The 24,784-nt window shown below is 65.1% G+C and carries 24 protein-coding genes and 1 pseudogene; 13 read left to right on the top strand and 12 right to left on the bottom strand.

Annotation, left to right across the window (positions count from 1 at the left end; all coding sequences use genetic code 11):
* Positions 1-3: 3 nt before the first annotated feature.
* The 6 genes from qcrC (at position 4) to F600_RS0104350 (ending at position 5,457) form a co-directional block, all read left to right on the top strand.
* Entirely contained in the window at positions 4-867 is an 864-nt protein-coding gene (gene qcrC / locus F600_RS0104375) for a cytochrome bc1 complex diheme cytochrome c subunit (RefSeq protein ID WP_026306156.1), read from the top strand.
* Complete coding sequence (qcrA, locus tag F600_RS0104370) at positions 864-2,003, top strand: cytochrome bc1 complex Rieske iron-sulfur subunit (protein WP_026306155.1); 1,140 nt, start codon at positions 864-866, stop codon at positions 2,001-2,003. The genes qcrC and qcrA overlap by 4 nt, the downstream gene beginning before the upstream one ends.
* Positions 2,000-3,661 (top strand): cytochrome bc1 complex cytochrome b subunit, encoded by a 1,662-nt coding sequence (gene qcrB, locus F600_RS0104365; RefSeq protein WP_018159369.1) that lies wholly within the window; start codon positions 2,000-2,002, stop codon positions 3,659-3,661. Before qcrA ends, qcrB begins: the two co-directional genes overlap by 4 nt.
* Before the next feature lie 130 nt (positions 3,662-3,791).
* A complete protein-coding gene (locus F600_RS26940) occupies positions 3,792-4,283 on the top strand; it encodes a toxin-antitoxin system HicB family antitoxin (RefSeq protein ID WP_018159368.1) in 492 nt (163 codons plus the stop codon).
* A 14-nt stretch (positions 4,284-4,297) separates the two neighbouring features.
* Entirely contained in the window at positions 4,298-5,104 is an 807-nt protein-coding gene (locus F600_RS0104355; protein WP_018159367.1) for a DUF4097 family beta strand repeat-containing protein, read from the top strand.
* A 119-nt stretch (positions 5,105-5,223) separates the two neighbouring features.
* Complete coding sequence (locus F600_RS0104350; protein WP_018159366.1) at positions 5,224-5,457, top strand: LamG domain-containing protein; 234 nt, start codon at positions 5,224-5,226, stop codon at positions 5,455-5,457.
* A gap of 91 nt (positions 5,458-5,548) precedes the next feature.
* Here the strand turns inward: F600_RS0104350 and truB are convergent, their stop codons facing one another.
* The 10 genes from truB to nusA all read right to left on the bottom strand — a co-directional run bounded on the left by truB (position 5,549) and on the right by nusA (position 15,600).
* Positions 5,549-6,421: a tRNA pseudouridine(55) synthase TruB gene (gene truB, locus F600_RS0104340; protein ID WP_018159364.1), complete on the bottom strand. Its 873-nt coding sequence runs from the start codon at positions 6,419-6,421 to the stop codon at positions 5,549-5,551.
* Positions 6,418-7,068 (bottom strand): 4'-phosphopantetheinyl transferase family protein, encoded by a 651-nt coding sequence (locus tag F600_RS0104335; protein ID WP_018159363.1) that lies wholly within the window; start codon positions 7,066-7,068, stop codon positions 6,418-6,420. The genes truB and F600_RS0104335 overlap by 4 nt, the downstream gene beginning before the upstream one ends.
* Positions 7,065-8,069: a metallophosphoesterase family protein gene (locus F600_RS26935; protein ID WP_018159362.1), complete on the bottom strand. Its 1,005-nt coding sequence runs from the start codon at positions 8,067-8,069 to the stop codon at positions 7,065-7,067. The genes F600_RS0104335 and F600_RS26935 overlap by 4 nt, the downstream gene beginning before the upstream one ends.
* Complete coding sequence (locus tag F600_RS0104325; protein ID WP_018159361.1) at positions 8,062-9,399, bottom strand: MATE family efflux transporter; 1,338 nt, start codon at positions 9,397-9,399, stop codon at positions 8,062-8,064. Before F600_RS0104325 ends, F600_RS26935 begins: the two co-directional genes overlap by 8 nt.
* On the bottom strand, positions 9,396-10,349 hold the full coding sequence (locus F600_RS0104320) for a DHH family phosphoesterase (protein ID WP_018159360.1): 954 nt from the start codon (positions 10,347-10,349) through the stop codon (positions 9,396-9,398). The genes F600_RS0104325 and F600_RS0104320 overlap by 4 nt, the downstream gene beginning before the upstream one ends.
* On the bottom strand, positions 10,336-10,782 hold the full coding sequence (rbfA, locus tag F600_RS0104315) for a 30S ribosome-binding factor RbfA (RefSeq protein WP_018159359.1): 447 nt from the start codon (positions 10,780-10,782) through the stop codon (positions 10,336-10,338). Before rbfA ends, F600_RS0104320 begins: the two co-directional genes overlap by 14 nt.
* A 10-nt stretch (positions 10,783-10,792) precedes the next feature.
* Positions 10,793-11,083 (bottom strand): DUF503 domain-containing protein, encoded by a 291-nt coding sequence (locus tag F600_RS0104310; RefSeq protein ID WP_018159358.1) that lies wholly within the window; start codon positions 11,081-11,083, stop codon positions 10,793-10,795.
* 11 nt (positions 11,084-11,094) lie between these two features.
* Positions 11,095-14,055, bottom strand: coding sequence for a translation initiation factor IF-2 (gene infB / locus F600_RS0104305; protein ID WP_026306153.1), 2,961 nt, complete (start codon positions 14,053-14,055; stop codon positions 11,095-11,097).
* Positions 14,056-14,224: 169 nt separating this feature from the next.
* A complete protein-coding gene (locus tag F600_RS26930; RefSeq protein ID WP_051090734.1) occupies positions 14,225-14,518 on the bottom strand; it encodes a YlxR family protein in 294 nt (97 codons plus the stop codon).
* Positions 14,519-14,598: 80 nt separating this feature from the next.
* On the bottom strand, positions 14,599-15,600 hold the full coding sequence (gene nusA, locus F600_RS0104295; RefSeq protein WP_018159355.1) for a transcription termination factor NusA: 1,002 nt from the start codon (positions 15,598-15,600) through the stop codon (positions 14,599-14,601).
* A 158-nt stretch (positions 15,601-15,758) separates the two neighbouring features.
* Between nusA and F600_RS0104290 the strand changes: the two genes are divergently transcribed.
* The 4 genes from F600_RS0104290 (at position 15,759) to F600_RS0104275 (ending at position 18,525) form a co-directional block, all read left to right on the top strand.
* A complete protein-coding gene (locus F600_RS0104290; RefSeq protein WP_245541464.1) occupies positions 15,759-16,211 on the top strand; it encodes a hypothetical protein in 453 nt (150 codons plus the stop codon).
* A complete protein-coding gene (locus F600_RS0104285; protein ID WP_018159353.1) occupies positions 16,208-16,639 on the top strand; it encodes a ferritin-like domain-containing protein in 432 nt (143 codons plus the stop codon). The genes F600_RS0104290 and F600_RS0104285 overlap by 4 nt, the downstream gene beginning before the upstream one ends.
* Before the next feature lie 30 nt (positions 16,640-16,669).
* On the top strand, positions 16,670-17,605 hold the full coding sequence (locus tag F600_RS26925) for an EamA family transporter (protein WP_018159352.1): 936 nt from the start codon (positions 16,670-16,672) through the stop codon (positions 17,603-17,605).
* Positions 17,606-17,685: 80 nt separating this feature from the next.
* Positions 17,686-18,525, top strand: a complete 840-nt coding sequence (locus F600_RS0104275; protein ID WP_018159351.1) for an alpha/beta fold hydrolase — start codon at positions 17,686-17,688, stop codon at positions 18,523-18,525.
* Here the strand turns inward: F600_RS0104275 and F600_RS0104270 are convergent.
* Complete coding sequence (locus F600_RS0104270; protein ID WP_018159350.1) at positions 18,504-19,400, bottom strand: TetR/AcrR family transcriptional regulator C-terminal domain-containing protein; 897 nt, start codon at positions 19,398-19,400, stop codon at positions 18,504-18,506. The two genes, F600_RS0104275 and F600_RS0104270, sit on opposite strands and share 22 nt — an antisense overlap.
* 84 nt (positions 19,401-19,484) lie before the next feature.
* Between F600_RS0104270 and F600_RS0104265 the strand changes: the two genes are divergently transcribed.
* Positions 19,485-20,657: an FAD-dependent monooxygenase gene (locus F600_RS0104265; RefSeq protein WP_018159349.1), complete on the top strand. Its 1,173-nt coding sequence runs from the start codon at positions 19,485-19,487 to the stop codon at positions 20,655-20,657.
* 72 nt (positions 20,658-20,729) lie between these two features.
* Here the strand turns inward: F600_RS0104265 and F600_RS0104260 are convergent, their stop codons facing one another.
* Positions 20,730-22,469: an acyl-CoA dehydrogenase family protein gene (locus F600_RS0104260; protein WP_018159348.1), complete on the bottom strand. Its 1,740-nt coding sequence runs from the start codon at positions 22,467-22,469 to the stop codon at positions 20,730-20,732.
* A 135-nt stretch (positions 22,470-22,604) separates the two neighbouring features.
* On the opposite strand from F600_RS0104260, the gene ilvD reads away from it, so the two are divergent.
* Together ilvD and F600_RS26920 are read left to right on the top strand one after the other, a co-directional pair.
* Positions 22,605-24,446: a dihydroxy-acid dehydratase gene (gene ilvD / locus F600_RS0104255; protein ID WP_018159347.1), complete on the top strand. Its 1,842-nt coding sequence runs from the start codon at positions 22,605-22,607 to the stop codon at positions 24,444-24,446.
* Positions 24,447-24,548: 102 nt separating this feature from the next.
* A pseudogene (locus F600_RS26920) lies at positions 24,549-24,784 on the top strand (hypothetical protein); the annotation flags it as partial.

The following is a 24,784-nucleotide window of genomic DNA, read 5'->3' as shown; positions in this document are numbered from 1 at the left end:
CAGATGAGTTCATCGCCTCCACGGGAAGGCCACAAGGTGCGGCGTAATCGCAAGCTCCGTCGCCGTTTCGCCGGTGGAATGGCCCTGCTCCTCGGCCTCGTCGCTGCCGGCTTTCTCGCTGCCGCGCTGACGCCGTCGCCGCAGGTCGCCTCCGCCGAGGACGACATGACCGCACAGGTGAAAGAGGGCAAGGCGCTCTACGAGACGTCCTGCATCACCTGCCATGGAGCGAACCTGCAGGGCGTCAACGACCGCGGACCGAGCCTGATCGGTGTCGGTGAAGCCGCCGTCTACTTCCAGGTCTCGACCGGTCGTATGCCGATGGCTGCGAACACCGCACAGGCCAAGCGCAAGCCGGCGAAGTTCGACGCCGACGAGGTCGACGCGATCGGCGCTTACGTCGAGGCCAACGGTGGCGGCCCGGTGATCCCTAAGGACAAGAACGGCAACATCGACGAAGCCTGGTTCCGTGGCTCGCACGAGGTTGGCGTTTCGGAGCCCAGCGGCAGCACTGCCCGCGGTAGCGAACTCTTCCGTCAGAACTGCGCTTCGTGCCACAACTTCACCGGTAAGGGTGGCGCGCTGTCGTCCGGCAAGTTCGCGCCGGCGCTGATCAAGCCGTCGTCGTCGCAGATCTACGCCGCGATGCTGACCGGCCCGCAGAACATGCCGAAGTTCTCGGACCGCCAGCTCACCCCGAATGAGAAGCGCGACATCATCGCGTACATCAAGAACGCCACTGAGGTGCAGCAGCCGGGTGGATACGGGCTTGGTGGATTCGGACCGGCTACTGAGGGTCTGGCCGCGTTTGCCATCGGAATGGTTGCTGTTGTCGGTGCTGCACTGTGGATCGGATCGAGGTCATGAGCGACAGCAATAAGTACACCAATGAGCAGCTCGCGGCGATGAGCCAAGAAGAGCTGTTCAAGCACGGCGTTGAGCTCGACGGCGTCGACGTTGCGTTCCGCAAGGAGCGGTGGCCCATCAAGGCCACGCGTGCGGAGCGCCGCGCTGAGCGACGGGTCGCGTTCTGGTTCCTGCTCTCCGGACTCTCAGCGATCGCCTTCATCGGCATCTTCCTGTTCTGGCCGTGGGAGTACCAGGGTCTCGGCGAAGACAAGTACGGCCTGTACTCGCTGACCACGCCGCTGTACGGTTTGACGCTCGGTATTTCGATCGTTTCCGTCGGCATCGGCATGATCCTGTACGTCAAGAAGTTCATGCCGGAAGAGATCTCGATCCAGGATCGGCACGACGGTCCGTCGACGGAAACCGACCGCAAGACGGTGGTCGCGGTGCTGTCGGACGGCTGGCAGAGCTCGACCCTCGGGCGTCGCAAGATGATCATCGGCAGCGCGGGCTTCGGTATGGGACTCTTCGGTCTCGCCGCGATCCTTCCGTTCGTCGGCGGCATGATCAAAAACCCGTGGAAGCCGATCCGCGAGACCTACAAGGGACCGCAGCCGGCGCTGTGGATCTCGGGCTGGACGCCGAACTACAAGGGCGAGACGATCTACCTCCGCCGCGACACCGGTCGCCCCGAGGACGTCGTTCTGATTCGCCCCGAGGACCTCGACGCCGGCGGTATGGAGACGGTCTTCCCGTTCCGCGAGTCGGAGCGTGGAAACCACGAGGAGCTGCTCAAGGCCCTTCGTGGCATCCGTAACGCGGTCATGCTCATCCGTCTCCGTCCGGAGGACGCCGAGCATGTCCAGAAGCGCAAGGGTCAGGAGAGCTTCAACTACGGCGACTACTTCGCCTACTCGAAGATCTGCACCCACCTCGGTTGCCCGACTTCGCTGTACGAGCAGCAGACCGGGCGCATCCTTTGCCCGTGCCACCAGTCGCAGTTCAGCGCATTCGAGTGGGGCCGTCCGATCTTCGGACCTGCTGCTCGCGCCCTTCCGCAGCTGCCGATCACGGTCAACTCGGATGGATATCTTGTTGCCCAGGGTGACTTCGTCGAAGCCCTTGGACCTGCATTTTGGGAGCGTCGTTCATGAGCATCGCTGACAAGATCGCGGCCTCTGCAGCAAAAGCCGCTGACAATGTGGACTCGCGATACCACCTAGCACCTGGCCTGCGTCGACAGATCAACAAGGTCTTCCCGTCGCACTGGTCGTTCATGCTCGGTGAGATCGCGCTCTACAGTTTCATCATCCTGATTCTGTCGGGCTTCTACCTCACCATGTTCTTCGACCCGTCGATGACGGAAGTCACCTACAACGGTGTCTACGCACCACTTCGTGGTGTCGAGATGTCGCGGGCCTTCGAGACCGCGCTGAACATTTCGTTCGAAGTTCGCGGCGGTCTGTTCATCCGCCAGATCCACCACTGGGCAGCGCTGCTGTTCGTGGCGTCGATCATCGCCCACCTGCTGCGCATCTTCTTCACCGGCGCGTTCCGACGTCCGCGTGAAGCGAACTGGATCATCGGCTGCTTGATCCTCGTGCTGGCGATGTTCGAGGGCTTCTTCGGATACACCCTCCCCGACGACCTGCTGTCGGGTACCGGCCTCCGCGCCGCCATGGGTGGTATCACGCTGTCGATCCCGGTCGTCGGTACGTGGATGCACTGGGCATTGTTCGGCGGCGACTTCCCGGGTGACATCATCATTCCGCGCCTCTACATGTTCCACATCCTGCTGTTCCCGCTTCTTCTGCTCGCTCTGGTCGCCGTGCACCTTGCCCTGGTCTGGTACCAGAAGCACACGCAGTTCGCCGGCACCGGTCGTACCGAGCACAACGTCGTCGGACTCCGCATCCTGCCGCTGTTCGGTGTGAAAGCCGGAGCCTTCTTCTTCCTGAACTTCGGTGTCATCGTCATGATGGCTGGTCTGCTGCAGATCAACCCGATCTGGAACATGGGCCCGTACAACCCGTCACAGGTGTCGGCCGGTTCGCAGCCCGACTTCTACATGATGTGGACGGACGGCATGGCGCGTCTGTGGCCGGCGTGGGAGCTCTACTTCGGCGGCTACACCGTCCCGGCAGTGTTCGCGGTCGCGATCGTCATGGGTCTCGTGTTCGGTGTGCTGTTCGCGTACCCGTTCCTCGAGGCGAAGCTCAGCAACGATCACGCGCACCACAACATCCTGCAGCGCCCGCGTGACAACCCGATTCGTACCGGTATCGGTGCGATGGCGGTCGGGTTCTACATGGTGCTGACGCTGTCCTGCGTGAACGACATCATCGCGTACAAGTTCTCGATCTCGCTCAACGCGACGACGTGGATGGGCCGCATCGGTGTCCTCATCGTCCCGCCGATCGCGTACTACGTGGCGTACCGCTGGGCCCTCGGACTCCAGCGCCAGGACCGCGCGATCCTCGAGCACGGTATCGAGACGGGTATCGTCAAGCGTCTTCCGCACGGTGAGTTCATCGAGATCCACCAGCCGCTCGGACCGGTTGACGACCACGGTCATCCGCTCCCGCTCTCCTACCAGGGAGCTGCGGTGCCGCACAAGATGAACCAGCTCGGCCTGGCCGGCGCTCCGGGACGCGGTTCGATCCTGACCGCCGACCCGGCAGTGCAGACACAGGCTCTGGACAAGGCAGATCACGAGGCGCACCACAAGTCGCTCGAGATGCTGCAGCAACTCCAGGACCGTATCCACGGAAACGGCAGCAACGGCAGTAGCAACGGCGAAGCCAAGCACTAAGCCAACACCACAAGGCAGCCCCAGCGAGAAATCGCTGGGGCTGCTTTGTGTTTCCGGCACCTTGGCGCCGACACCATGTGTGACATCACTTCTACTTGATATGACATCACTGTGATGTCATAGTGGAGTCATGGAAATCGCCCACTACGTCGGACAGGTGCAGCGGCATATTGCCGCCGCGGCTGAACTCGCCGACGACTCAACCAAGCAGACGGTGGCTGCGTTGGCGACCGCGGCGGAGGCCGGGATCCGGCTCGCGATCCTTTCGGCTGTCACGGACGCGGCCGCCGAGGTCACGACGGCACTTCTCGACTCAGACAGCGGACAGGCCCCGCAGATCACGGTCGTGCTCGATCGCGACGAAATCCGGGTCGACGTCGCCACCACTACCCCGGCGGTCGCCGTGAGTGAGCCACGCGTCGACGACGGCGACGCGACAGCGCGGATCTCGCTGCGCCTTTCCGAAGCGCTCAAGGCCGACATCGACCGCGCGGCGGCTGCCGACGGCGTCTCGGTCAACACCTGGCTCGTCCGCGCGGCCGCAGTGGCTCTGCCAGGTCGTACTCGGTCCTCGAGCCCGCAAGCACGAAACACCCGTATCACCGGCTGGGTAACCGGCTAAGCAAAGGATCAACAATGACTATCAAGAACTTCCCGGTCACGGGACCGCTGGCCCTCAACTTCCGCGTCGGCAATGCCAACGTCATCATTCGTGCAGTCGCCGGCATCACCGAAGCCACGGTGAGCCTGACGCAGCGCGATGGCGGTACCGAGATCATCGACCAGACCGTGGTCGAACTGAAGGGCACCGAGCTGGTGATCCGACAGAGCCAGCAGACGTTCGCCGAGTTCCTCGCACTGTTCCGCGGCCGTCACGCCGAGCTTCTCATCGACGCCACCGTGCCCGAGGGTTCGCGGGTGCGTATCGCCAGCCGTTCGTCTGAAGTCACCATCGAAGGCCGCACCGGCACCGCGGATATCGCCACCGGCGCGACCAACCTGGTCTTCGACGAGATCGATGGTGACCTTCGCTTCCGCACGGGTAGCGGCCAGGCCAGCGGCCGCCGCGTCGTCGGCGCCGTCATCCTGCGCAGCGGCTCCGGCAACGCCTCGCTCGGTGAGGTCGGTTCGGTGGAAATGGGCACGGGCGCGGGAACGCTCGAGATCGGCGTCGCGCACGGTTCGGTCCGCATGCGCACTGGCTCCGGCACCGCGTCGATTCAGACCGCCGAGGGGGACGTCGATTTCGTCAGCGGCTCGGGCGGACTGACTGTGGGACTGCCCGAGGGCAAGCACGCACACATCGACGTCATGACCGGCAACGGACGCCTCGACACCGACCTTCCGGTTTCGGAGCAGGCGCCGGCCAACGGTACGTCGACATCGATTCGCGCACGGACCGGTAGCGGCGACATCCGACTCCACCGTTCGGTCGCGGCGTAACCACGTTCGACCGTGGATCGCTGCCCCCGGGATTCATTTCGGGGGCAGCGATCGCGTCAGTTGAATAACGAGATCCCGAACGGCAGGACCGTGCCGTTTGGTTGCTTTCCCATTGATGAATGCGAATCCGCCTGCGCACCATGCATACCCGACGTGCGCAGATGATCGGTCTCGCAATTCCGATCCTGTGCGCGACTCCCCTGGCCGCACCACCCCAGGCGCAGGCGGCAACCATCGTGTTCGCTGACGAGTTCACTGGACTATCGGGGTCGGCGCCGAACCCGGCGCACTGGTCGTATGACGTCGGCAAGGGAATCTCGGGAAATTCGACAAGCCGGAATACGTCATCTTGAACATCGCGACTGGAGGTGACTGGCCCGGGCCGGTCGACGCATCGACGCCCTTCCCGGCCGACATGTTGGTCGACTGGGTCCGAATCACCGCCTAGGCCGGACGCACTACAAAGACCGTCCGCGCCGACTTCCCGCGGTTCTCCACCAGCGCGATGACCTCGCCATTTTCGTCCGCGACGCCGTAGACGCCCTCGAAGTCGTGCTTCGGAATCGGGCGACCGTGGCTGATGTCGTCGACGTGGGTCGGTTCGATCGCCGCAACGGGAAACGCCTGCCGGATCGCGTCATCGATCTCGAGGCTGGGCGTGGGATCGTCCGCAAGTTCGTCGAGCGTGCGGGCGACGTCGAGCCCGAACGGACCGACCACCGTCCGCCGAAGTGCCGTCAGATGACCACCGACGCCGAGGGCAGCACCCAGATCTCGAGCAAGCGATCGAATGTAGGTTCCCGACGAACAGTCGACGACCACGTCCAGATCGATGAACTGACCTCGTCGCGACTCGATGACCTCGAACCGCGAGACCGTCACCGGCCGCGCGGGAATGACGACGTCCTCCCCCGCGCGGGCCAACGCATAGGCCCGCTTTCCGTCGATCTTGATCGCGCTGACGGTTGCCGGAACCTGCATGATGTCACCGGTCAGGACTGCGATCTGAGCCTTGATGTCCGCATCCTCGACGGCCGAAACGTCAGCCGACGAAATGACCTCACCTTCCGCATCATCGGTGGTCGTGGCCTGACCGAGTCGAATCGTCGCCGCATAGGACTTCGTCGTCAGGCTCAAAAGTCCGAGCAACTTGGTCGCGCGCTCGACGCCGAGAACGAGCACACCGGTCGCCATCGGATCGAGCGTGCCCGCATGACCGATCTTCCGGGTCTTCATGATCCGCCGACAACGCGACACCACGTCGTGGCTCGTCATGCCGGCGGGCTTGTCCACAATGAGCAGTCCGCCCAGGATCACGCGGCGATCACCGCCACGATATGTGACCCCGTGATCTTCCACCGACCGCGGAACTCGGTCACCGGAGGGCCCGCGAGAGCTTGCCCCGGAATCAGAATCCGTGAGTGGAACGTCCCCACTCCCGGGCTCTCCTCGGCGAACGTGATGTGCGCATCCTCGAAACCCAGCCAGCGGTTCGTCAGCGGGAACCAGGCCTTGTAGGTGGCTTCCTTGGCACAGAACAGCAACCGATCGAAATTCCAGTCACCGTCGGTCGATTTCAGCCAGACCCGTTCCTCGGGCACGCTCACCGAATCGAGCACACCGGCCGGCAGTGGGCCATTCGGCTCCGCGTCGATGCCAACGGTTCGGATTTGCATCGCATGCGCGAGAACCGCGGCCCGGTACCCATCGCAGTGCGTCAGGCTGCCGACGATGCCGCGCGGAAACAGTGGCATTCCACGCTCGCCCCGGCCAATCGCCACCGGTGCGACCCCGAGCTTCTCCATCGCAACCCGGGCGCAGTGCCGCGCACCAGCGAACTCGGCCTTGCGCTTCGGAACCGCTCGCTCGATGAGCGACATCTCCCCTGGGTGCGGCTGCAGCCCCGGCGGGTCCGCGAACAATTCCGCGCTGGCGACGCCAGCGGGCAGTAGGTCAGCGATCACTGCGGGGCGGTCCTCCTGGGTGCATTGGAATCGAGTCTGCGCCGGAGCTTGGCCGACTCGCGCTTGGCGCGGTGCTGTTCGTACTTTGCACGCATCTCCGGAGAAATCTTAAAGTGCCCGCCGAACTCGTTGAGACTCCCCGGCGGGTAGTCCGGCGTCGGCAGGATCTGGCGCTTGAGATTGTCCGGCAGTCCGCGGAACTCCCACTCCATCGGATAGCCCCACGAGACCTCCTCGAACCGGACTCCGTCGTAGTACGTCGTGCGCGGGATGTGGAGGTGGCCGTAGACCGCACACACCGTATTGAACTCGGTGTGCCACGTCGCGGTGTCCTTCGTACCGCACCACAGCGAGAACTCCGGGTAACGGAGGATCTCCGTCGGCGCGCTGACGAGCGGCCAGTGATTGATCAGTACTACCGGCGTTCCGGGCGCAAGCTGTTCGAGCCGGTTCCGCGTGTACTTGACGCGCGTGTGGCACCACGCGTCGCGCGTGAGGTACGGATCGGGTTTGAGCAGGAATTCGTCGGAGCACACGACGTTGGCGTCATACGCGATCTTCAGGCCCTCGGCCTTGTTCGTCGCACCGTCCGGCAGAAACGAATAGTCGTAGAGCAGGAACATCGGGACCAGCGTGATCGGGCCCGAATCGTCATGCGGCCAGACCGGGAACTCATCCTCCGGCGTCACGACGCCGAGTTCACGGCACATCGCGACGAGGTAGTCGTAGCGCGCTGCGCCAAACATTTGAACCGGATCACGAACCGTCGTCCACAGCTCGTGGTTACCCGGGACCCAAATGACCTTCTCGAACTTGCGACTCAGCGCCGCCAGGGTCGCTCGGATGTCGTCAGACTTCTCGGCAACATCACCGGCGACGATCAACCAGTCGTGCGGTGTCGTCGGCTGGATTCGGTCGATGAGCGGCTTGTTCTTGTTATGGCTCACGTGGATGTCACTGACCGCCCAGAGTGTCGGACGTTTCTCCGTCTGCTCAGTCAAGGATTGCACCCTTCTCTACCTGCGGAACCCGCGCGCCGGCGATCGCCCACTTGCCGGAGCTGGTCCGCCAGACAACAGCCAGCACTCGCAGAGTTATGAACGCGCCGAGGCCCGCCCAGATTCCGCGGAGACCCCAATCGAACGCGAATGACAGCCAGATGAGTGGCAAGAACCCGACCAGTGCACTCGCGAGCGTGATGTTCCGCAGGAAAGCGGCATCGCCTGCCCCGAGGAGTACCCCATCGAGTGCGAAGACAATGCCTCCAAGCGGAATGAGCGCGACCAGAATCCACCACACCTCATGCGCCCGCGACACGACGGTCGCATCCGGTGCCAGCAGCGGCGGAAGCAGACCGTAGAGCGCTGCGACGACTGCCGCCACCACGAGGGCCATCACCGCCGACCATCGCGTCAACCGCCAGGCCAAGGCCTTGGCTTCGTCGACGCGACCACTCCCGAGCGCCGCGCCGACCAATGCCTGCGCCGCAATGGCGATCGAATCGAGCAGCAGCGCAATGAGATTCCAGAGTTGAAGCACGACTTGATGCGCACCGACCGCGGCCGCACCGAACCGCGCCGCGACCGCCCCGGCAGACAGGAAGCACACCTGGAACCCCAGGCTCCGGGCAATCAGATCGCGGCCGAGCCGCAGCTGGTCGCGCATGACCGCGAAGTCCGGGCGCAGGACGACGCGCTCCGCGAGAAGAGCCCGAAGAAACAGCACCGCAGTCACCGATTGCCCCGCGACATTGGCGACCGCGGACCCTGGCACGCCGAGGTGCGGCAATATCAGCCAGCCATGAACGAGAGCTGGGCACAGCAAAGCCGACACGACGAGCCCGGCGGCGACATATCCGAGGGGCCGAGCGGTGTCGGAAACACCCCGCAACCAGCCACTTCCGGCGAGCGCAACGAGAATGAGCGGAACGCCGAAGAGCGCGATTCGAAGCCACTCGACCGCGATCGACGCGATATCCGGACCACCGATGATCTCCGCCACGGGCTGAGCCAGTGCCTGCATCGCCACAACGATCGCCATGCCGATTCCGAGAGCGAGCCACGTGGACTGCACCCCCTCGCCCGCTGCCCCGCGCCGACTCCCCGACCCGTACAGCCGCGCCGACCGAGCCGTCGTGCCATAGGCGAGAAAAGTCAGTTGAGCGCCGACCTGAGCGAGGATCAGGCCGCCGATCGCCATCCCCGCGAGTGATTGCGCACCGAGACGTCCGACGACCGCGAGGTCATAGAGCACATAAAGTGGTTCGGCGACGAGAGCGCCGAACGCAGGTACGGCCAGGCGCAGAATCTGTCGCGATTCCGTCGGGGTCACCCGAGCTCCGCGAGCAACTCCCGCAGTACGTCCGCGGCAGTTCCAGTCGCCGAATAGCCCGCGGCATAACGGTGACCGCCGCCCCCGAGCCGGACCGCGATCGGCGAAACTTCCACCCCACCTCGTGAGCGCAGGGAGACCGTCCACCAGTTCGGAGCGCGCTCCTTGAGCACCGCAGCGACGAGCGCTTCACTCGCCGTCCGCACGAGGTCGACCAGGCTTTCCGCGTCTTCGGGGGCGGTGCCGGCGAGGTCCTCCTGGGTCGCCATCGCGTACACCAGGCCAGCGCCGTCCGCAGCGTCGGGAACGAACGTCGCCGACGACAGAACGCGTCCGACGAGGTGCAACCAGGTGAAGCTGTGCGTATCGAGCAGTTCGCGGCTGATCTCCGCGCCATCGATACCGGTCGCGAGCAGGCGCTCCGCGAGAGTGTGGGTACCGGGGTTGACCCACCGGAAGGCACCGGTGTCGGTCACGAGGCCGGCGTAGAGGCAATGTGCGATCTCGGCATCGATCGGGGCGCCGAGCGCATCGAGCAAGTCCGCGATCACGGCCGTCGTCGAACTCGCGGAAAGGTCCACGAGATTGACGGAGCCGTATCCGGTATTCGACGCATGGTGGTCGATGACGAGGACGTCCCCGGTCAGCAGATGCTGTAACCGGCCGACCCGATCCGGACTCCCACAATCGACGGTGACCACCAGGTCGGCTGTATGAAGCTGCTCCGGCGCAACGAGGAACCGCTGCCCCGGAATGCCATCGAGCGAGGCCGGCAGGCGATCCGGATAGGAGAACGTGACCTGGACCTTGACGCCGAGGCGGTCGAGTGCCAGCGCGAGCGCGAACCCACTTCCGATCGAGTCGGCGTCAGGCTGGCTGTGGCACAGCACAGCCACCGTTGTCGCGTCGTTCAGCAGTTTTACTGCAGACGACAGCTCACTCGTCGTCACGGGGCTCGCTGCTCTTGTACGGATCAGCCTCACCAGCGGGGGTGGCGCCGACCGCAATGCGAGCGAGCTCTTCATCTGCCGCGCGAACCTTCGCGAGCAGGTCCTCCATGTGCTTGGACGTCTCGGGAATCGTGTCCAGAACGAATGCCAGAGACGGGGTGTAGCGCACCCCGGTGCCGGCGCCGACCTTCGTCCGGAGCTTTCCCTTGGCCTTGTTCAAGGCCTCGGCAGCACCGTCGAGATCAGGTGTCCCGTCCAGCTTCTCCGCACGCACGGTATAGAAGACGGTGGCCTCACGCAGGTCGCCTGTCACCTTGCAGTCGGTGATGGTGACGTACGTCAGACGAGGGTCTTTGATCTCATGTTCGATGGCGGTGGCCACGATCGTGGAAATCCGCTTCGCCAGCTTGCGAGCACGTGCCTGATCGGCCATTAAACCCTCCTCAATCCTCGGGTCCGAGAACCCGTCGGCGCACCGACAGAATCTGAAGCTCCGGGTGGGCGGCCATCGCACGCTCACACCGATCGAGCACTTCCGTGATGTGCGCGATGGTAGAGCTTGCGACAGCCACGCCGACCTCAGCTCTGCGGTATAGGTCCTGATCCCCAGTCTCCGCTGCGCTCACACCAAAACGCTGGAGCTCAGCGACGACCGGCCGGATCACGGACCGCTTTTCTTTTAGGGAGTGGACATCCCCAAGAAGGATGTCCACTTCCAAACTGCCTACGAACATTCGGCCCCACGCTAGTCGCGCGGCTTTTCCTTCAGCTCGTACGCCTCGATGATGTCGCCTTCGCGGAGGTCGTTGAAGGTCAGCGTCATACCGCATTCGAAGCCCTCGCGGACCTCGGTGACGTCGTCCTTCTCACGCCGCAGCGAAGCGATCGTGGTCGTTTCTACGATGACGTTGTTGTCCCGCAGAATACGAGCCTTCGCGTTGCGCTTCATGATGCCGTCGCGAACCATGCAACCCGCGATGAGACCGAACTTCGACGACCGGAAGAGGGCGCGAATCTCGGCGCGACCGAGCTGGACCTCTTCGTAGATCGGCTTGAGCATGCCCTTGAGGGCCTTCTCGACCTCATCGATGGCCTGGTAGATGACCGAGTAGTACCGGATCTCCACACCTTCGCGGTTCGCGAGCTCGGTGGCCTTGCCCTCCGCACGGACGTTGAACCCGATGATGATCGCGTTCGACGCAGCCGCCAGGTTGACGTTGGTTTCGGTGATACCACCGACACCGCGGTCGATGACGCGGAGGCGAACCTCGTCGTCGATCTGGATCTGCATGAGGGCCTCTTCGAGGGCCTCGACCGTACCGGAGTTGTCACCCTTGAGGATGAGGTTGAGCTCGCTGGTTTCCTTGAGCGCGTCATCGAGGTTCTCGAGGCTGATGCGCTTGCGGCTCTTCGCAGCCATCGCGTTGCGCTTACGCGCATTACGACGGTCGGCGATCTGGCGGGCGATGCGGTCTTCCTCGACCACGAGCAGGTTGTCACCTGCACCCGGAACCGAGGTGAAACCGATGACCTGGACGGGACGCGACGGCAGTGCCGCCTCGACGTCGTCGCCGTTCTCGTCGAGCATTCGACGAACACGACCGTAGGCATCACCAGCGACGACCGAGTCACCGACGCGGAGCGTTCCGCGCTGGATGAGGACGGTGGCAACCGGACCACGACCGCGGTCGAGGTGCGCTTCGATAGCCACACCCTGTGCGTCCATGTCGGGGTTCGCACGCAGGTCGAGCGACGCATCGGCAGTCAGCAGGACGGCCTCGAGCAGCGCGTCGATGTTGGTGCCCTGCTTGGCCGAGATGTCGACGAACATCGTGTCGCCGCCGTACTCCTCGGCAACGAGACCGTACTCGGTGAGCTGGCCGCGGATCTTCTGCGGGTCAGCACCTTCCTTGTCGATCTTGTTGACCGCCACCACGATCGGCACGTCAGCAGCCTGCGCGTGGTTGATCGCTTCCACCGTCTGCGGCATGACGCCGTCGTCGGCCGCGACCACGAGGATCGCGATGTCGGTGGCCTTCGCACCACGAGCACGCATGGCGGTGAACGCCTCGTGACCCGGGGTGTCGATGAAGGTGACGAGTCGTTCGTTGCCTTCGAGCGAGGTGAGCACCTGGTACGCACCGATGTGCTGCGTGATGCCACCGGCTTCGCCCTCGCGGACGTTCGCCTTACGGATCGTGTCGAGGAGTCGCGTCTTACCGTGGTCGACGTGACCCATGACGGTCACGACCGGCGGACGGATGACGAGATCGTCCTCGTCGCCAGCGTCCTCGCCGTAGGTGAGGTCGAAGCCTTCGAGAAGCTCGCGGTCCTCGTCCTCCGGGCTGACGACCTGAACGGTGTAGTTCATCAGGCTGCCCATGAGCTCGAGCAACTCGTCGCCGACGGACTGCGTCGCAGTCACCATCTCGCCCTCGTTGAACAGGGCCTGGACGAGTGCCGCCGGGTTCGCGTCGATCTTCTCGGCGAAGTCCGACAGCGAAGCTCCACGAGCAAGACGGATGATCTCGCCGTTTCCGCGCGGCAGACGCACGCCACCGATCGACGGTGCCTGCATCGAGTCGTACTCTTGGCGCTTCTGACGCTTCGACTTACGACCGCGCTTCGGCGCGCCACCCGGACGACCGAAGGCACCAGCGGCACCGCCGCCACGACCACGACCACCGGGACCGCCGCCGCCACCGGGAGGGCCACCTGTGCCACCCGGACGGAAGCCACCGCCGCCGCCACCAGGTGCGCCACCGGGACCACCGGGACGACCAGCACCGGCACCAGCACCCGGACCACCGGGACGGAAACCGCCGCCACCAGGACCGCCGGGACGACCGCCGCCGCCACCGGGACCGCCGGGACGACCCGGACCGCCGGGACGACCGCCACCAGCACCCGGCGCGGGACGCGCCGAACGCTGCGGCATCGCACCCGGGTTCGGGCGCGGAGGCATCGAGCCGGGGTTAGGACGCGGACCGCCGGCACCGGCCGGAGGACGCGGGGGCATGCCACCAGGTCCCGGACGCGGGCCGCGCTCGCTGCCCGGTCCCGGACGCGGACCGCCCGGATGCTGCGGACGCGGAGCAGCGCCACCCGGCTGAGCCGGACGCGGAGCCCGCTCCGGTGCCGGAGCAGACGAGAAGGGGTTGTTGCCGACGCGCGGCTGACGCGGGCCGGGGACAGCTCCGCCGCCCGGACGCGGACCGGGGGCAGCACCGCCCGGACGCGGGCCAGGAGCAGCGCCACCCGGGCGCGGACCAGGCGCAGCGTTCGGACGCGCACCAGGAGCAGCGCCACTCGGACGCGGACCGGGAGCAACGTTAGGGCGCGGAGCCGGAGTGAACTCCGGCGTTGACGGACGGGCAGCCGGCGCAGCCGGAGCCGGGGCAGCAGCAGCTGCCGGCGGTACTACCCGCGGTTCAGGTTCGGCCGGGCGCGACGGCGCAGGCCGCGGACCCGGACGGGGGCCAGCCGGGCGCGGAGCAGCAGACTCCGAGACGGACGCAGCCGTCGAGGCTGCCGGGCTGGGCTTCGAGCCACCGAACGATTCACGCAGTCGACGTGCGACCGGTGCCTCGATGGTCGATGAAGCTGATTTTACGAACTCGCCTTGCTCCTTGAGCCGGCCCATGAGTTCTTTGGACGTAACACCGAGTTCCTTCGCCAACTCGTGTACGCGGGGCTTTCCTGCCACTGCTCTCCTCACTAAGAGGCCGAGCGTGGCTACCATCTTCGGTGCCCGCGCGGCCTCGGTTTACTTCCGACGCACGCTCATTGCTGGTGCTTCACGGTGTGCTCATGTTTGCTGTTGCCTCTTCTGTCGAGGTGTTTTCACACCTTCAGTGCTCGTCGGCCTGATCGGCTTAGCGAGAGAGTTCCCTCTCCAGTTCGGCGAGATCAAACCGGCCGGACACCTTCAGTGCCCTGCCGAATGCTCGGCGTCGTTCTGCAGTCTGCAGGCACTCGGGACTGCGGTGAATCCATCCACCGCGACCCGGGAGCCTGCGCGCCGGATCGGGGATCACCGAAATTCCGTCGCCGGAAGAACGTGCCACGAACCGAAGCAGATCGACGGCCAACACGCGCGTACGGCACCCGACACACGTCCGGATTGGACCCGGTGAATGTGCGGATACCGAAGAGCTATGTTGAACCACTGTTTACTGTACCGCCGGAGTGCTGGAGAACCGAAACTGGCTGGGTGTCTGTCGTCGGCACTTCGTCCGACGGCCCCAACCTAGTGCTGGGGCTGTGTCTCGGCGTCGCTGCGGATGTCGATCCGCCACCCGGTCAGGCGTGCTGCGAGCCGCGCGTTCTGACCTTCTTTGCCGATCGCAAGCGACAACTGGAAATCTGGAACGACGACCCGAGCGGCCTTCGCATGTGCATCCACGACGGTCACTGATGCAACCTTCGACGGGGACAAAGCATTCCCGACGAACTTCGCGGGGTCTTCGTCGTAGTCGATGATGTCGATCTTCTCGCCCGACAGATCGCTCATGACATTGCGGACGCGCTGGCCCATCGGACCGATGCAGGCGCCCTTGGCGTTGAGCCCGCCGATCTTGGACCGAACCGCGATCTTCGACCGGTGACCTGCTTCGCGCGCGACCGAAACAATCTCGACCGAACCGTCGGCGATCTCGGGAACGTAGAACGCGAAGAGCTTCCGAACGAGGTTCGGGTGTGTGCGCGACAGCGTCACGCGGGTACCGCTCTGGCCGCGCGAGACGTCGATGACGTAGCACTTGATGCGGTCGCCGTGGTCGTACCGCTCCCCTGGCACCTGCTCGGCCGATGGGATGACCGCATCGGTGCCGCTGGCGTCGGTGCCGATGCGGACGACGACGAAGCCGCGGGTGTTGGCCCGGGTGTCGCGCTGCACGACACCGCTGACGATCTCGCCCTCGTGGGTGGCGTATTCGCCGAAGACCTTGTCCTGCTCGGCATCGCGCAAACGCTGCACGATCACCTGGCGCGCGGTCATCGCGGCGATCCGGCCGAAGCCTTCCGGGGTGTCGTCGTATTCGGAGATCAGGTTGCCGTCGGCGTCGGTCTCGCGGGCCATGACCCGAACGAGGCCGGTCTTCTTGTTGACGTCAATGCGTGCGTCAGGCTGATGGCCTTCGGTGTGCTTGTACGCAGTCAGCAGTGCGGTCTGGATTGCGGCAATGACGGTGTCGAGAGGAATTCCCTTTTCCGTCTCGATTGCACGCAGTGCAGCGATGTCGATATTCATGTGCCTGCCGATCTAGGTTTCAGTTGTCGGGTTCAGTTGTGACGCCCCGAGCAGCGCGGACTCCGCACTCTCGGAGAAGGACAACATAAGGGTAACGCCATATTTCACTGGCCGAGTCCGCGCGACCGGCGCAGCGAAGGGCGAGGCAGGATGGTCGGGTGCGGATCTCGAGGCGGCAGGCGCTGCAAATTCCGATGGTCGGCGCAGTCGTCGTCGCGGCCGGCTGCGGACGGGAGCGAATGGCGACGCCGCCGCCCCCCGACCCCCTCATCGAACTCGCCGCACAGGCCCGCTTCGACGCGGATTTCGCGACGTCCGCGATCGCCACGAATCCCGACGACCACGCCGCTCTGACCGAGGTCGCCGCGCAGCGCACCGCGCACGCCGAGGCATTGGAGGCCGAGATCGCGCGACTGGCCAGCCCGTCGGCGACGACCACCCCGAAGTCGACACCCGCCGACATCTCGTTCACCGGCGACCTGCCCACCTTGCTGCGCCGGTCCCAGCAGAATGCGGCCGCGGTCGCACGGAAGACACACGGCTACCGTGCCGGACTGCTGGCATCTATCAGCGCTGCGTGCGCTGTCCAGATCGAGGTGTTGCTGGAATGAGAGAACCCGAACTCAACGCCCTCCGCCTGGCCTTGGAGACCGAGTACGCCGCGATCTTCGCGTACGGAGTGATCGAGGCGTTCGCCGGACCGAACGAGGACATGGCGACGGAAGATCTTGCGGCGCATCGCACGCGGCGTGACGCCACCATCGCACTACTGACTCGCGCCGGAGCCGACGGACTCGAGGCCCAGGCCGGCTACTCGCTACCCGACCCGGTTACCGACGTTGAATCCGCGGGCGCTGCGGCGATTGCCGCGGAGTCAGACACCGCGACCGCGTGGCGTGGGGTCGCCGAACGTGCCGACAGCCCCGACACGATCACGACTGCCGTCACCGCACTCACCGAATCGGCCATCCGGATGGCGAAGTGGCGTCGGGCCCTCAAGCTCACGCCGGAGACTTACGCCTTCCCCGGGCAGACCTGAGCAATCGCTCATCCCCTATCATGGGATGATATGAGGAATTTTCGCCGGGTCGCCGCGCCGCTCTTGCTGCCGATCACGTCGGCGATGTGCTTCGGTTTCTCTGGCCCGTTCGCGAAGTCACTCATGGCGGCCGGATGGTCGCCGGGGGCCGCGTCGATCCTGCGCTGTGTCGGAGCCGCTTCGGTGCTGCTTGTTATCGGGCTGGCGACCGGCGCCTCGCGAAAATGGCCAGGCCGGTCCGCGGTCGCGTACGGGTTCTTTGCCGTCGCGCTCGCGCAGACGACGTTCTTCCTGTCGCTGACTCGGCTCCCGGTTGGCGTGACGCTCATGATCCAGTTCTGTGCACCGGTCGTCGTCATCCTGTGGGAGTGGCTGGTCCGAAAAGCGCCACAGAGTTCGACGACGCTGGCCGGTGCCGCGCTCGCGATCGCCGGTGCCGTCCTCGTCATCAATCCGTTTGGCAGCTCCGGCATCGACCCGATCGGCGTCGCCTGGGCGGTGGCTTCGATGATCGGGCAAGTCGGGTTCTTCCTGTTGTCGACGGACGACTCGGACGCCGACCCCATCGGATTCACTGCTGTCGGACTGCTGGTGGGCGCTGCGATCGTCGGCACGTTGTCGGCGTTCGGGGTCGTCGAGTTCACCGTCAGCACCGCGCCGGTCACGCTGGGTTCCCACGAACTGCCCTGGTGGGCGGCTTTTCTTCCGCTTGCCGTGGTCGCGACCGCGTTCGCCTACCTCACCGGTGTCGCGGCAGTCGCCGCCCTGGGCTCGACGTTGTCTTCGGTGATCCTCTTGAGCGAGGTTCTCTTCGCCGTCGTCTTCGCCTGGCTCCTTCTCGGCGAGACGATCACGTCGGTTCAATGCATCGGCGGTGCGGTACTCGTGACCGGTGTTGCGATCGCCAAACTTCGTAGTCGCGAGACCGGACTCAAGACCGCTGAAGTCGCCGTCGCGACGGCGTAGGGCATGCCGCCCAAGCCCGTCTGGCGCCAAGGGCGACGAATGGGGCTTGGGAGGTACGCCCAACGTGCTGGAATGAGGCTATGAACTGGTTGCGCGCGACCACCGACGACGGGCAGACCTTCGTCTACGCCGAGCGGGGCACCGGTCCCCTGGTGATCCTCTGGCACGGCTACCCGGACACGCCGCACGGCTGGAGTTCGACTGCCGAGCACCTGGCCGCGGCCGGATACCGCACGATCACGCCGTGGCTGCGTGGGTACCACCCGGACACGGTTGTCGAGGGTCGGGATTACAAGAGCAAGACACTGGCTTTCGAGACCTCGCGCTTGCTCGATGCCCTCGGCGAGGAGCACGCGGTCGTCGTCGGACACGACTGGGGCGCAGCCCTCACCTACGGCGCGGCCGCGTACACCCCAGAACGCGTTCGCGGGATGGTCGTCGTGGCGATCCCACATCTGAGCCTCATCAAGCCCGGACCGAAGTCGGTGTGGGACGCCCGCCACTTCGCTGAGCTGCGTCTGCCGTTCGCGCGGCAGTGGGTGCAGCGCAACGACTTCAAGTACATCGCCGACGAGTACCGCCGCTGGGCACCGAACTGGTACGGCCCGGAACGAAATCAAACCCTCGCCGACGTCAAGACGTGCTTCGCAGAGAACCCGAGCAACCTCGACGGGGCACTCGCCTACTATCGCGCGTTCACTGGCCAGTCCGGTCGCGCGGGCCACAAGATCGACAAGCGCGGTCTGGTCGTCGGCGGCACGGCAGACCTCGTTCCGGCATCGGCTTTCGAGCAGACGCCGGAGAAGCTCGGCGAGGGTTCGACCGCGCTCATCGTCAAGGGCGCCGGGCACTGGCCGCACCGCGAGGACGAACCGGCGTTCCTGCAGGCCCTGAAGGACTACCTCGCGTCGCTCGACTGACTGACCTGCCAGGCCACGCCATCGAGAAAGCACCGGACACCCATTTCGAAGATGGTGTCGTGGTCGTAGGGGTAATCCTGCTGGACCAGTTCGTTCATCCGCGGAAACCGATCACTCGGCATGAGTTCGAGCAATGAGTCGGTCTGCGTATCGGCCCATTCGTCGTTGGTGATCCCGGTCGCTGCTTGATCGGCAAGTTCGGTCTCAACGGTTTCCGCCAGTCCGCGCACGAGATTCATCAGTCCCAGATGCATGGTCAACGAGTCGGCCGGCGAGAATCCGGCCGTTCGTAAGGCGTCGATGATCGCCTCCGAGTACGGCAGCGCGTTGGGAAGTGGCTGCGGCCGGGTCATCGACATGGCGCTCGCCAGCCAGGGGTGCCGGCGAAGACACTGCCAGAACTGACGCGTGAGCCAATCGAGGCGCTCGCGCCAGTGGCTCGGATCGGACTCTGCAATGACGAGGTCGGCGCACGCAAGGTCCATCATCCGAAGCACCAGATCGTCGCGCCCGGAGACAAACCGGTAGAGCGCCATCGTCGCGACGCCGACTTCGCTGGCGACCCGACGCATCGAGGCGGCCTCGAGGCCCTCGCTGTCGGCGATCCGCAACGCTGCGGCCACTACGGCGTCGACCGTCAACTCCGGCTCAGCGCGCGCTGATTCGTCTGGCGAAAGCACCACACTCCCGCGTCCGGGTGTCGACGCCACGACCCCGGCGTCTTGCAACAACGCAAGAACTCGGCTCGCGGTGGCCATCGCGACACCGAAATCGCGCATGATCGTTCGGGTCGACGGCGCTCGATCACCCGGCCGGAGACGGCCGGTGGCGATGCGTTCGGAGAGGACCGCAGCGATCTCCTCGGCCCGTTTCATGTGCGGTCCGCACTAGTGCACTTTGCGCATTCATGCATGGAAACAGTGTAGTGATGATGCGTTCGTACGCCGTACATTCGCACTATGCGAATTCTGATTTCGGGAGCCAGCATCGCCGGACCCGCGTGCGCTCTCCTCCTCTCCCGTCAAGGACATGACGTCACCGTTGTCGAGCGCGCACCGCGTCTGCGACCCGGTGGCCAGACCGTCGATCTTCGCGGCGCCGGTCGCACCGTGATCGAACGAATGGGTCTCGCCGATTCGGTCGCCGAGCAACTTCTCGATCAACGCGGCCTCGCGTACGTCGACGACGCCGGCCGACATCGAGCGGTCATGCCCGTGGAAGCGTTCGGCGGGCATGGGATCGTGTCGAGCCACGAGATCCTGCGGGGCGACCTGGCGAAGGTGCTCTACGACGCGACCACGTCCTCGGTGTCGTACGTCTGGGACGACACCGTCACGGCCATCGAGGACGGCAGAGTCTCCTTCGAGAAACGCCGGACCGAGACGTTCGATCTGATCATCGGTGCCGACGGCCTGCACTCTGCGGTCCGGAAGGCGGCTTTCTTGGATGTCGACGTCCGGCCGATCGGAATTCAAACGACCTGGTTCACCGCAGCGGTCGACCAATCCATCGATGGCTGGTTCCTCATGCACAACCAACCGGGTGGGTTAGTGGCGACGGTGCGGCCATCGCACAATCCCGCCGAGGTGAAGGCCGGCCTGAGCGTGCGCACCAATGTCGAGATCGACCGACGGAATCCGGAAGCCCAATGGCAGTTCTTCGAGGAGCGTTTCGCCGAGTCGGGGTGGCTCATCCCCCAGCTTCTGCGCGAGATGCGTACGGCGCCGGACTACGCGTTCGACTCGCTGGCGCAGGTTCGGATGCAGAGTTGGACGACGGGTCGCGTCGCGCTCGTCGGAGACGCCGGCTATTGCCCCACCGCACTGACCGGCCTCGGCACGACATTGGCGCTGGTCGGGGCATACGTCCTGGCGGGTGAACTCGACCGCCACGACGTCGAGACCGCACTCGGCAACTACGACGCGATCATGCGGCCCTTCGTCACGGACGCGCAGAATCTGCCGCCCATGGGAACGCGCGGCTTCGCGCCAGGAACGCGATTCGAGATCGCGCTCGGCCGGGCATCCATCCGCGCCATGAACCGTTGGCCGATGCGGTCGCTCTTCGCCGCCGAGTTCGCGAAGGCGGGGGCGATAGATCTGCCGGACTACGAGATCGCCCTAGCGAACTAAAACAGGAAGGCGACCTGACGGCTTGTCCATCGATATATCTCGATAGACAAGCCGTCAGGTCGTTTGGCCGTTCTACTCCGACATCTCGTATGCGCCGTCGAACGCCTTGACCTGCTCCCACACCCGCGCAGTGCGCTCAGCGTCGACCGCCGGACCGCGAACCGCGCCAAGCGCCCACGCCCGCTGCGCTTCGGTCGTCGCCGACTTGCCGTGCAGTTCGACCGCGTAGGCCGAGTAGTCGCGAACCTGAACGGCGAAGATCTCATCGACGATGTCGGCGTCGAGACCGAGGAGCTCGGCCTGCTCCAGGATCAGCTGGCCGTAGACGATGAGCGAGAACAGGTGTCCGATCACCAGGAGGAAATCGAGGTCCTTCTGCTGCTCGGCACTCGGCGCCGCGGTCATCAGCAGCGTCTTGAGCGCCTTGGCCTGCTCATAGAAGACGGCGACATTCGGCGTCGAGGAGTTGCGTTCGTACGCCTTCGTCCAGTCTTCGAACTGGATCTTGCCGGCTCCGCCGACCGGACCCTGCGCCCAGAAGAAGGAGTCGTCCACCGCGTCGTCGCGCGTCGGGATGGCCGGGTATTCCTTCGGGTTGAACAGGTAGTTCGGCATGAACTTGAGGATCTGCCCGACGTTGACGTGCACCGTACCCTCGAGGCGCGGCAGCCAGCCGATGAAGCGGTTGGCCTGGTGGAAGTACGTGCGCTTCTCGTATCCCTTGGCCGCCATGACGTCCAGGAGCAGCGTCATGACCTTCTCGCCCTCCGACGTGACCTTCGACTTGGTCATCGGGTTGAAGAGCAGGTAGCGACGGTCTTCGAGGCTCGCGCTACGGAAATAGTCGATCGAGCGGTTGCTGAACAGCTTCATGGCGACGATGCGCGAGAACGCCTCGACGAAGTTGGCCTGCACGTGCGAGAAATCGGTGACCGGGTTGCCGTACAGAATGCGGTTGTTCGCGTGGGTGATCGCCTCGTAGAACGAGTGCTCGACCATACCGACCGAACCACTGCACAGGTTGAACTTTCCGATGTTGACCGTGTTCAGCGCTGCGGCGAAGGCTTCCTTGCCGGTGTGCAGGATGTCCTCTTCGGTGACCACATAGTCCTCGAGGTGGAACGTGCTCACGTACATCTGGCCGTGCGTGACGTTCTCGATGAGGTGGTAGTTCGAGTGGCGACTGTCGGCGGCGAAGAACACGTAAGCGTCCGGTCCTTCGAGGTCCGTGCGCCGGCCGAACACCGACACCATGCTCGCGACGTTGCCGTTGCCGATGTAGTACTTGGTGCCGGTGGCGGTGAAACCGCCCTTGCCGTCCGGGGTGAGCAGCATGTCGGTGTTGTAGATGTCCGCACCGTGCGCACGCTCGGACAGGCCGAAAGCCATGACATCGCCGGCCGCGAGATCGTCCGCCGCCTTCTTCTTGGCGGCGTCATTGTCGCTCATCCAGATCGGACCGAGGCCGAGGATCGTGACCTGCTCGGCGTACCAGTAGGCCAGTCCGTAGAAACCGAAGATCTCACTGAGGGCCGCGTTGCGAGACGTGTCCCAGCGGCGGTTCGGGTCTCCGCCGGCCCAGGCGGCGGGCGTCAGGAACGTCGAGAAGAGCTTCTCGCGCTTGGAGAAGGCGATGAAGTCTGCGGTGAACTCGGCGTCGTGGTCCCGGCGAAGCAACTCCTGCTTGCCGACTCCCTCGAAGTAGTCGATCGTCGCGCGCAGCAGGCGACGGGTCTCGTCGTCGAACCGCGTCGGGTCATAGGTGCTGGGGTTGAGGAAGAGGTCTTTAACGGACGTCGCAGTTTCCGGCATGCAGCGAAGCTAACAGGTCCGATTGCGTCAGGGAACAGCACACATGCCCTTAGTCATCATTCACATGACCGTCCTCGACGAGGTGAGGTGCGCCTTGGGAAATAGTCGGTCGCATGGGCCAGTAACCTGGTAAACGTGCCTCAGCTCCGATCCCGAACCACCACCGTAGGACGCAACGCCGCGGGTGCCCGCGCACTCTGGCGCGCGACCGGCATGACCGACAGCGATTTCGGAAAGCCGATCGTCGCGATTGCAAACTCCTACACCCAGTTCGTTCCCGGCCACGTCCACCTCAAGGACGTCGGCGAGATCGTCGCCGAAGCTGTACGCGCCGCTGGTGGCGTCCCCCGCGAGTTCCACACGATCGCCGTCGACGACGGCATCGCGATGGGTCACGGCGGCATGCTCTACTCGCTGCCCTCGCGCGAGATCATCGCCGACTCGGTCGAATACATGGTCAACGCGCACACCGCCGATGCGCTCGTGTGTATCTCGAACTGCGACAAGATCACCCCCGGCATGCTCAACGCCGCGCTTCGTCTCAACGTCCCGACGGTCTTCGTCTCGGGTGGTCCGATGGAGGCTGGTAAGGCCGTCGTCGTCGGTGGCGTCGCCCATGCGCCGACCGATCTCGTCACCGCGATCTCGGCGAGCGCGAACTTCGACGTGACTGAGGAAGGCCTCGACGAGGTCGAGCGCAGCGCATGCCCGACATGCGGTTCCTGCTCGGGCATGTTCACGGCCAACTCGATGAACTGCCTCACCGAAGCCCTCGGCCTCGCACTGCCCGGCAACGGCTCGACTCTCGCCACGCACGCGGCTCGCCGCGCGCTGTTCACCCGCGCGGGAACCGTCGTCGTCGAGGCGGCGAACCGCTGGTATCGCGACGACGATGCGTCGGTCCTCCCCCGCAACGTCGCCAACGAGAAGGCCTTCCGCAACGCGATGGCCCTCGACGTCGCAATGGGCGGCTCGACCAACACGGTCCTGCACACGCTCGCCGCGGCGCAGGAAGCCGAGGTCGACTTCGACCTTTCGACGATCGACGAGATCTCGCGCCAGGTCCCGTGCCTGTCGAAGGTGTCGCCGAACAGCGACTACCACATGGAAGACGTGCACCGCGCCGGCGGAATCCCCGCCATCCTCGGCGAACTCCGTCGCGCCGGACTACTCGACATGGACGTGACGACGATCCACACCAAGTCGTCCGAAGAGTGGCTCGACACCTGGGACATCCGCTCGGGCAAGGCCTCCGAGGAAGCGATCGAGCTGTTCCACGCGGCACCCGGTGGCGTGCGCACGACGACTCCGTTCTCCACGAACAATCGCTGGAAGTCTCTCGACACCGACGCCGAGAAGGGGTGCATCCGCGGCAAGGAGCACGCCTACACCGTCGAGGGTGGCCTGTGCGTTCTGCGCGGCAACATCGCCCCGGACGGTGCGATCCTCAAGACCGCCGGCATCGACGAGGACCTGTTCACGTTCCAGGGCCCGGCGCGCGTCGTCGAGTCACAGGAGGAGGCCGTGAGCCTCATCCTCGGCAAGAAGGTCAACCCGGGCGACGTCATCGTCGTGCGGTACGAGGGCCCGACAGGTGGTCCGGGTATGCAGGAAATGCTGCACCCGACCGCGTTCCTCAAGGGCGCCGGCCTGGGCAAGGTGTGTGCGCTCATCACCGACGGCCGCTTCTCGGGTGGCACCTCGGGTCTGTCGATAGGGCACATCTCGCCGGAGGCCGCGCACGGCGGCGTGATCGGACTCGTCGAAGAGGGCGACCAGATCCGGATCGATGTGCGAACTCGTGCACTCGAGGTCCTCGTCGACGACGAGACCCTCGCCGACCGTCGCGCCAAGATGGACGCTTCGGAGCGTCCGTGGCAGCCCAAGGATCGCGTCCGCCCGGTCACAACCGCGCTGCGTGCCTACGCCGCCCTGGCAACCTCGGCCGACAAGGGTGCAGTCCGCCGGATTCCGTAATTCGCTGCTCAAAAAGTCGTCTGACAGCCTCGGAAGCCCCATATATGGGGCGGGCTCAAGTGATCGCTGCAACACCTGTCTCTTTTGAGAGGTGCTGTAGCTGTGTGTGCGCAGTTGAAGCGTCGCCGTGGACGTCCGCGTGGCGGGAGTTTGCCGAGCGAGGTGCGTGAAGCGTTCTGGCGGGCGGTCGGTGCGGGCAAGACGCCCTCGCAGGCCGCAGTCGAGGCGGGCGTCAGCGAATCGACCGGGTTGAAGTGGGCCAAGGAGGCTGGCTACCAGTCCGCATGGGCACGGACGGCATCACCCGAGGTTCACGCACTGTTCTGGCGTCATGTGTT

Origin of the sequence: Smaragdicoccus niigatensis DSM 44881 = NBRC 103563 (genome assembly GCF_000380645.1) — a bacterium.
In the GTDB taxonomy this organism is placed as follows: domain Bacteria; phylum Actinomycetota; class Actinomycetes; order Mycobacteriales; family Mycobacteriaceae; genus Smaragdicoccus; species Smaragdicoccus niigatensis.
Note: the sequence above shows the minus strand (reverse complement) of the source record. Positions and strands in the feature narration are given on the sequence as shown.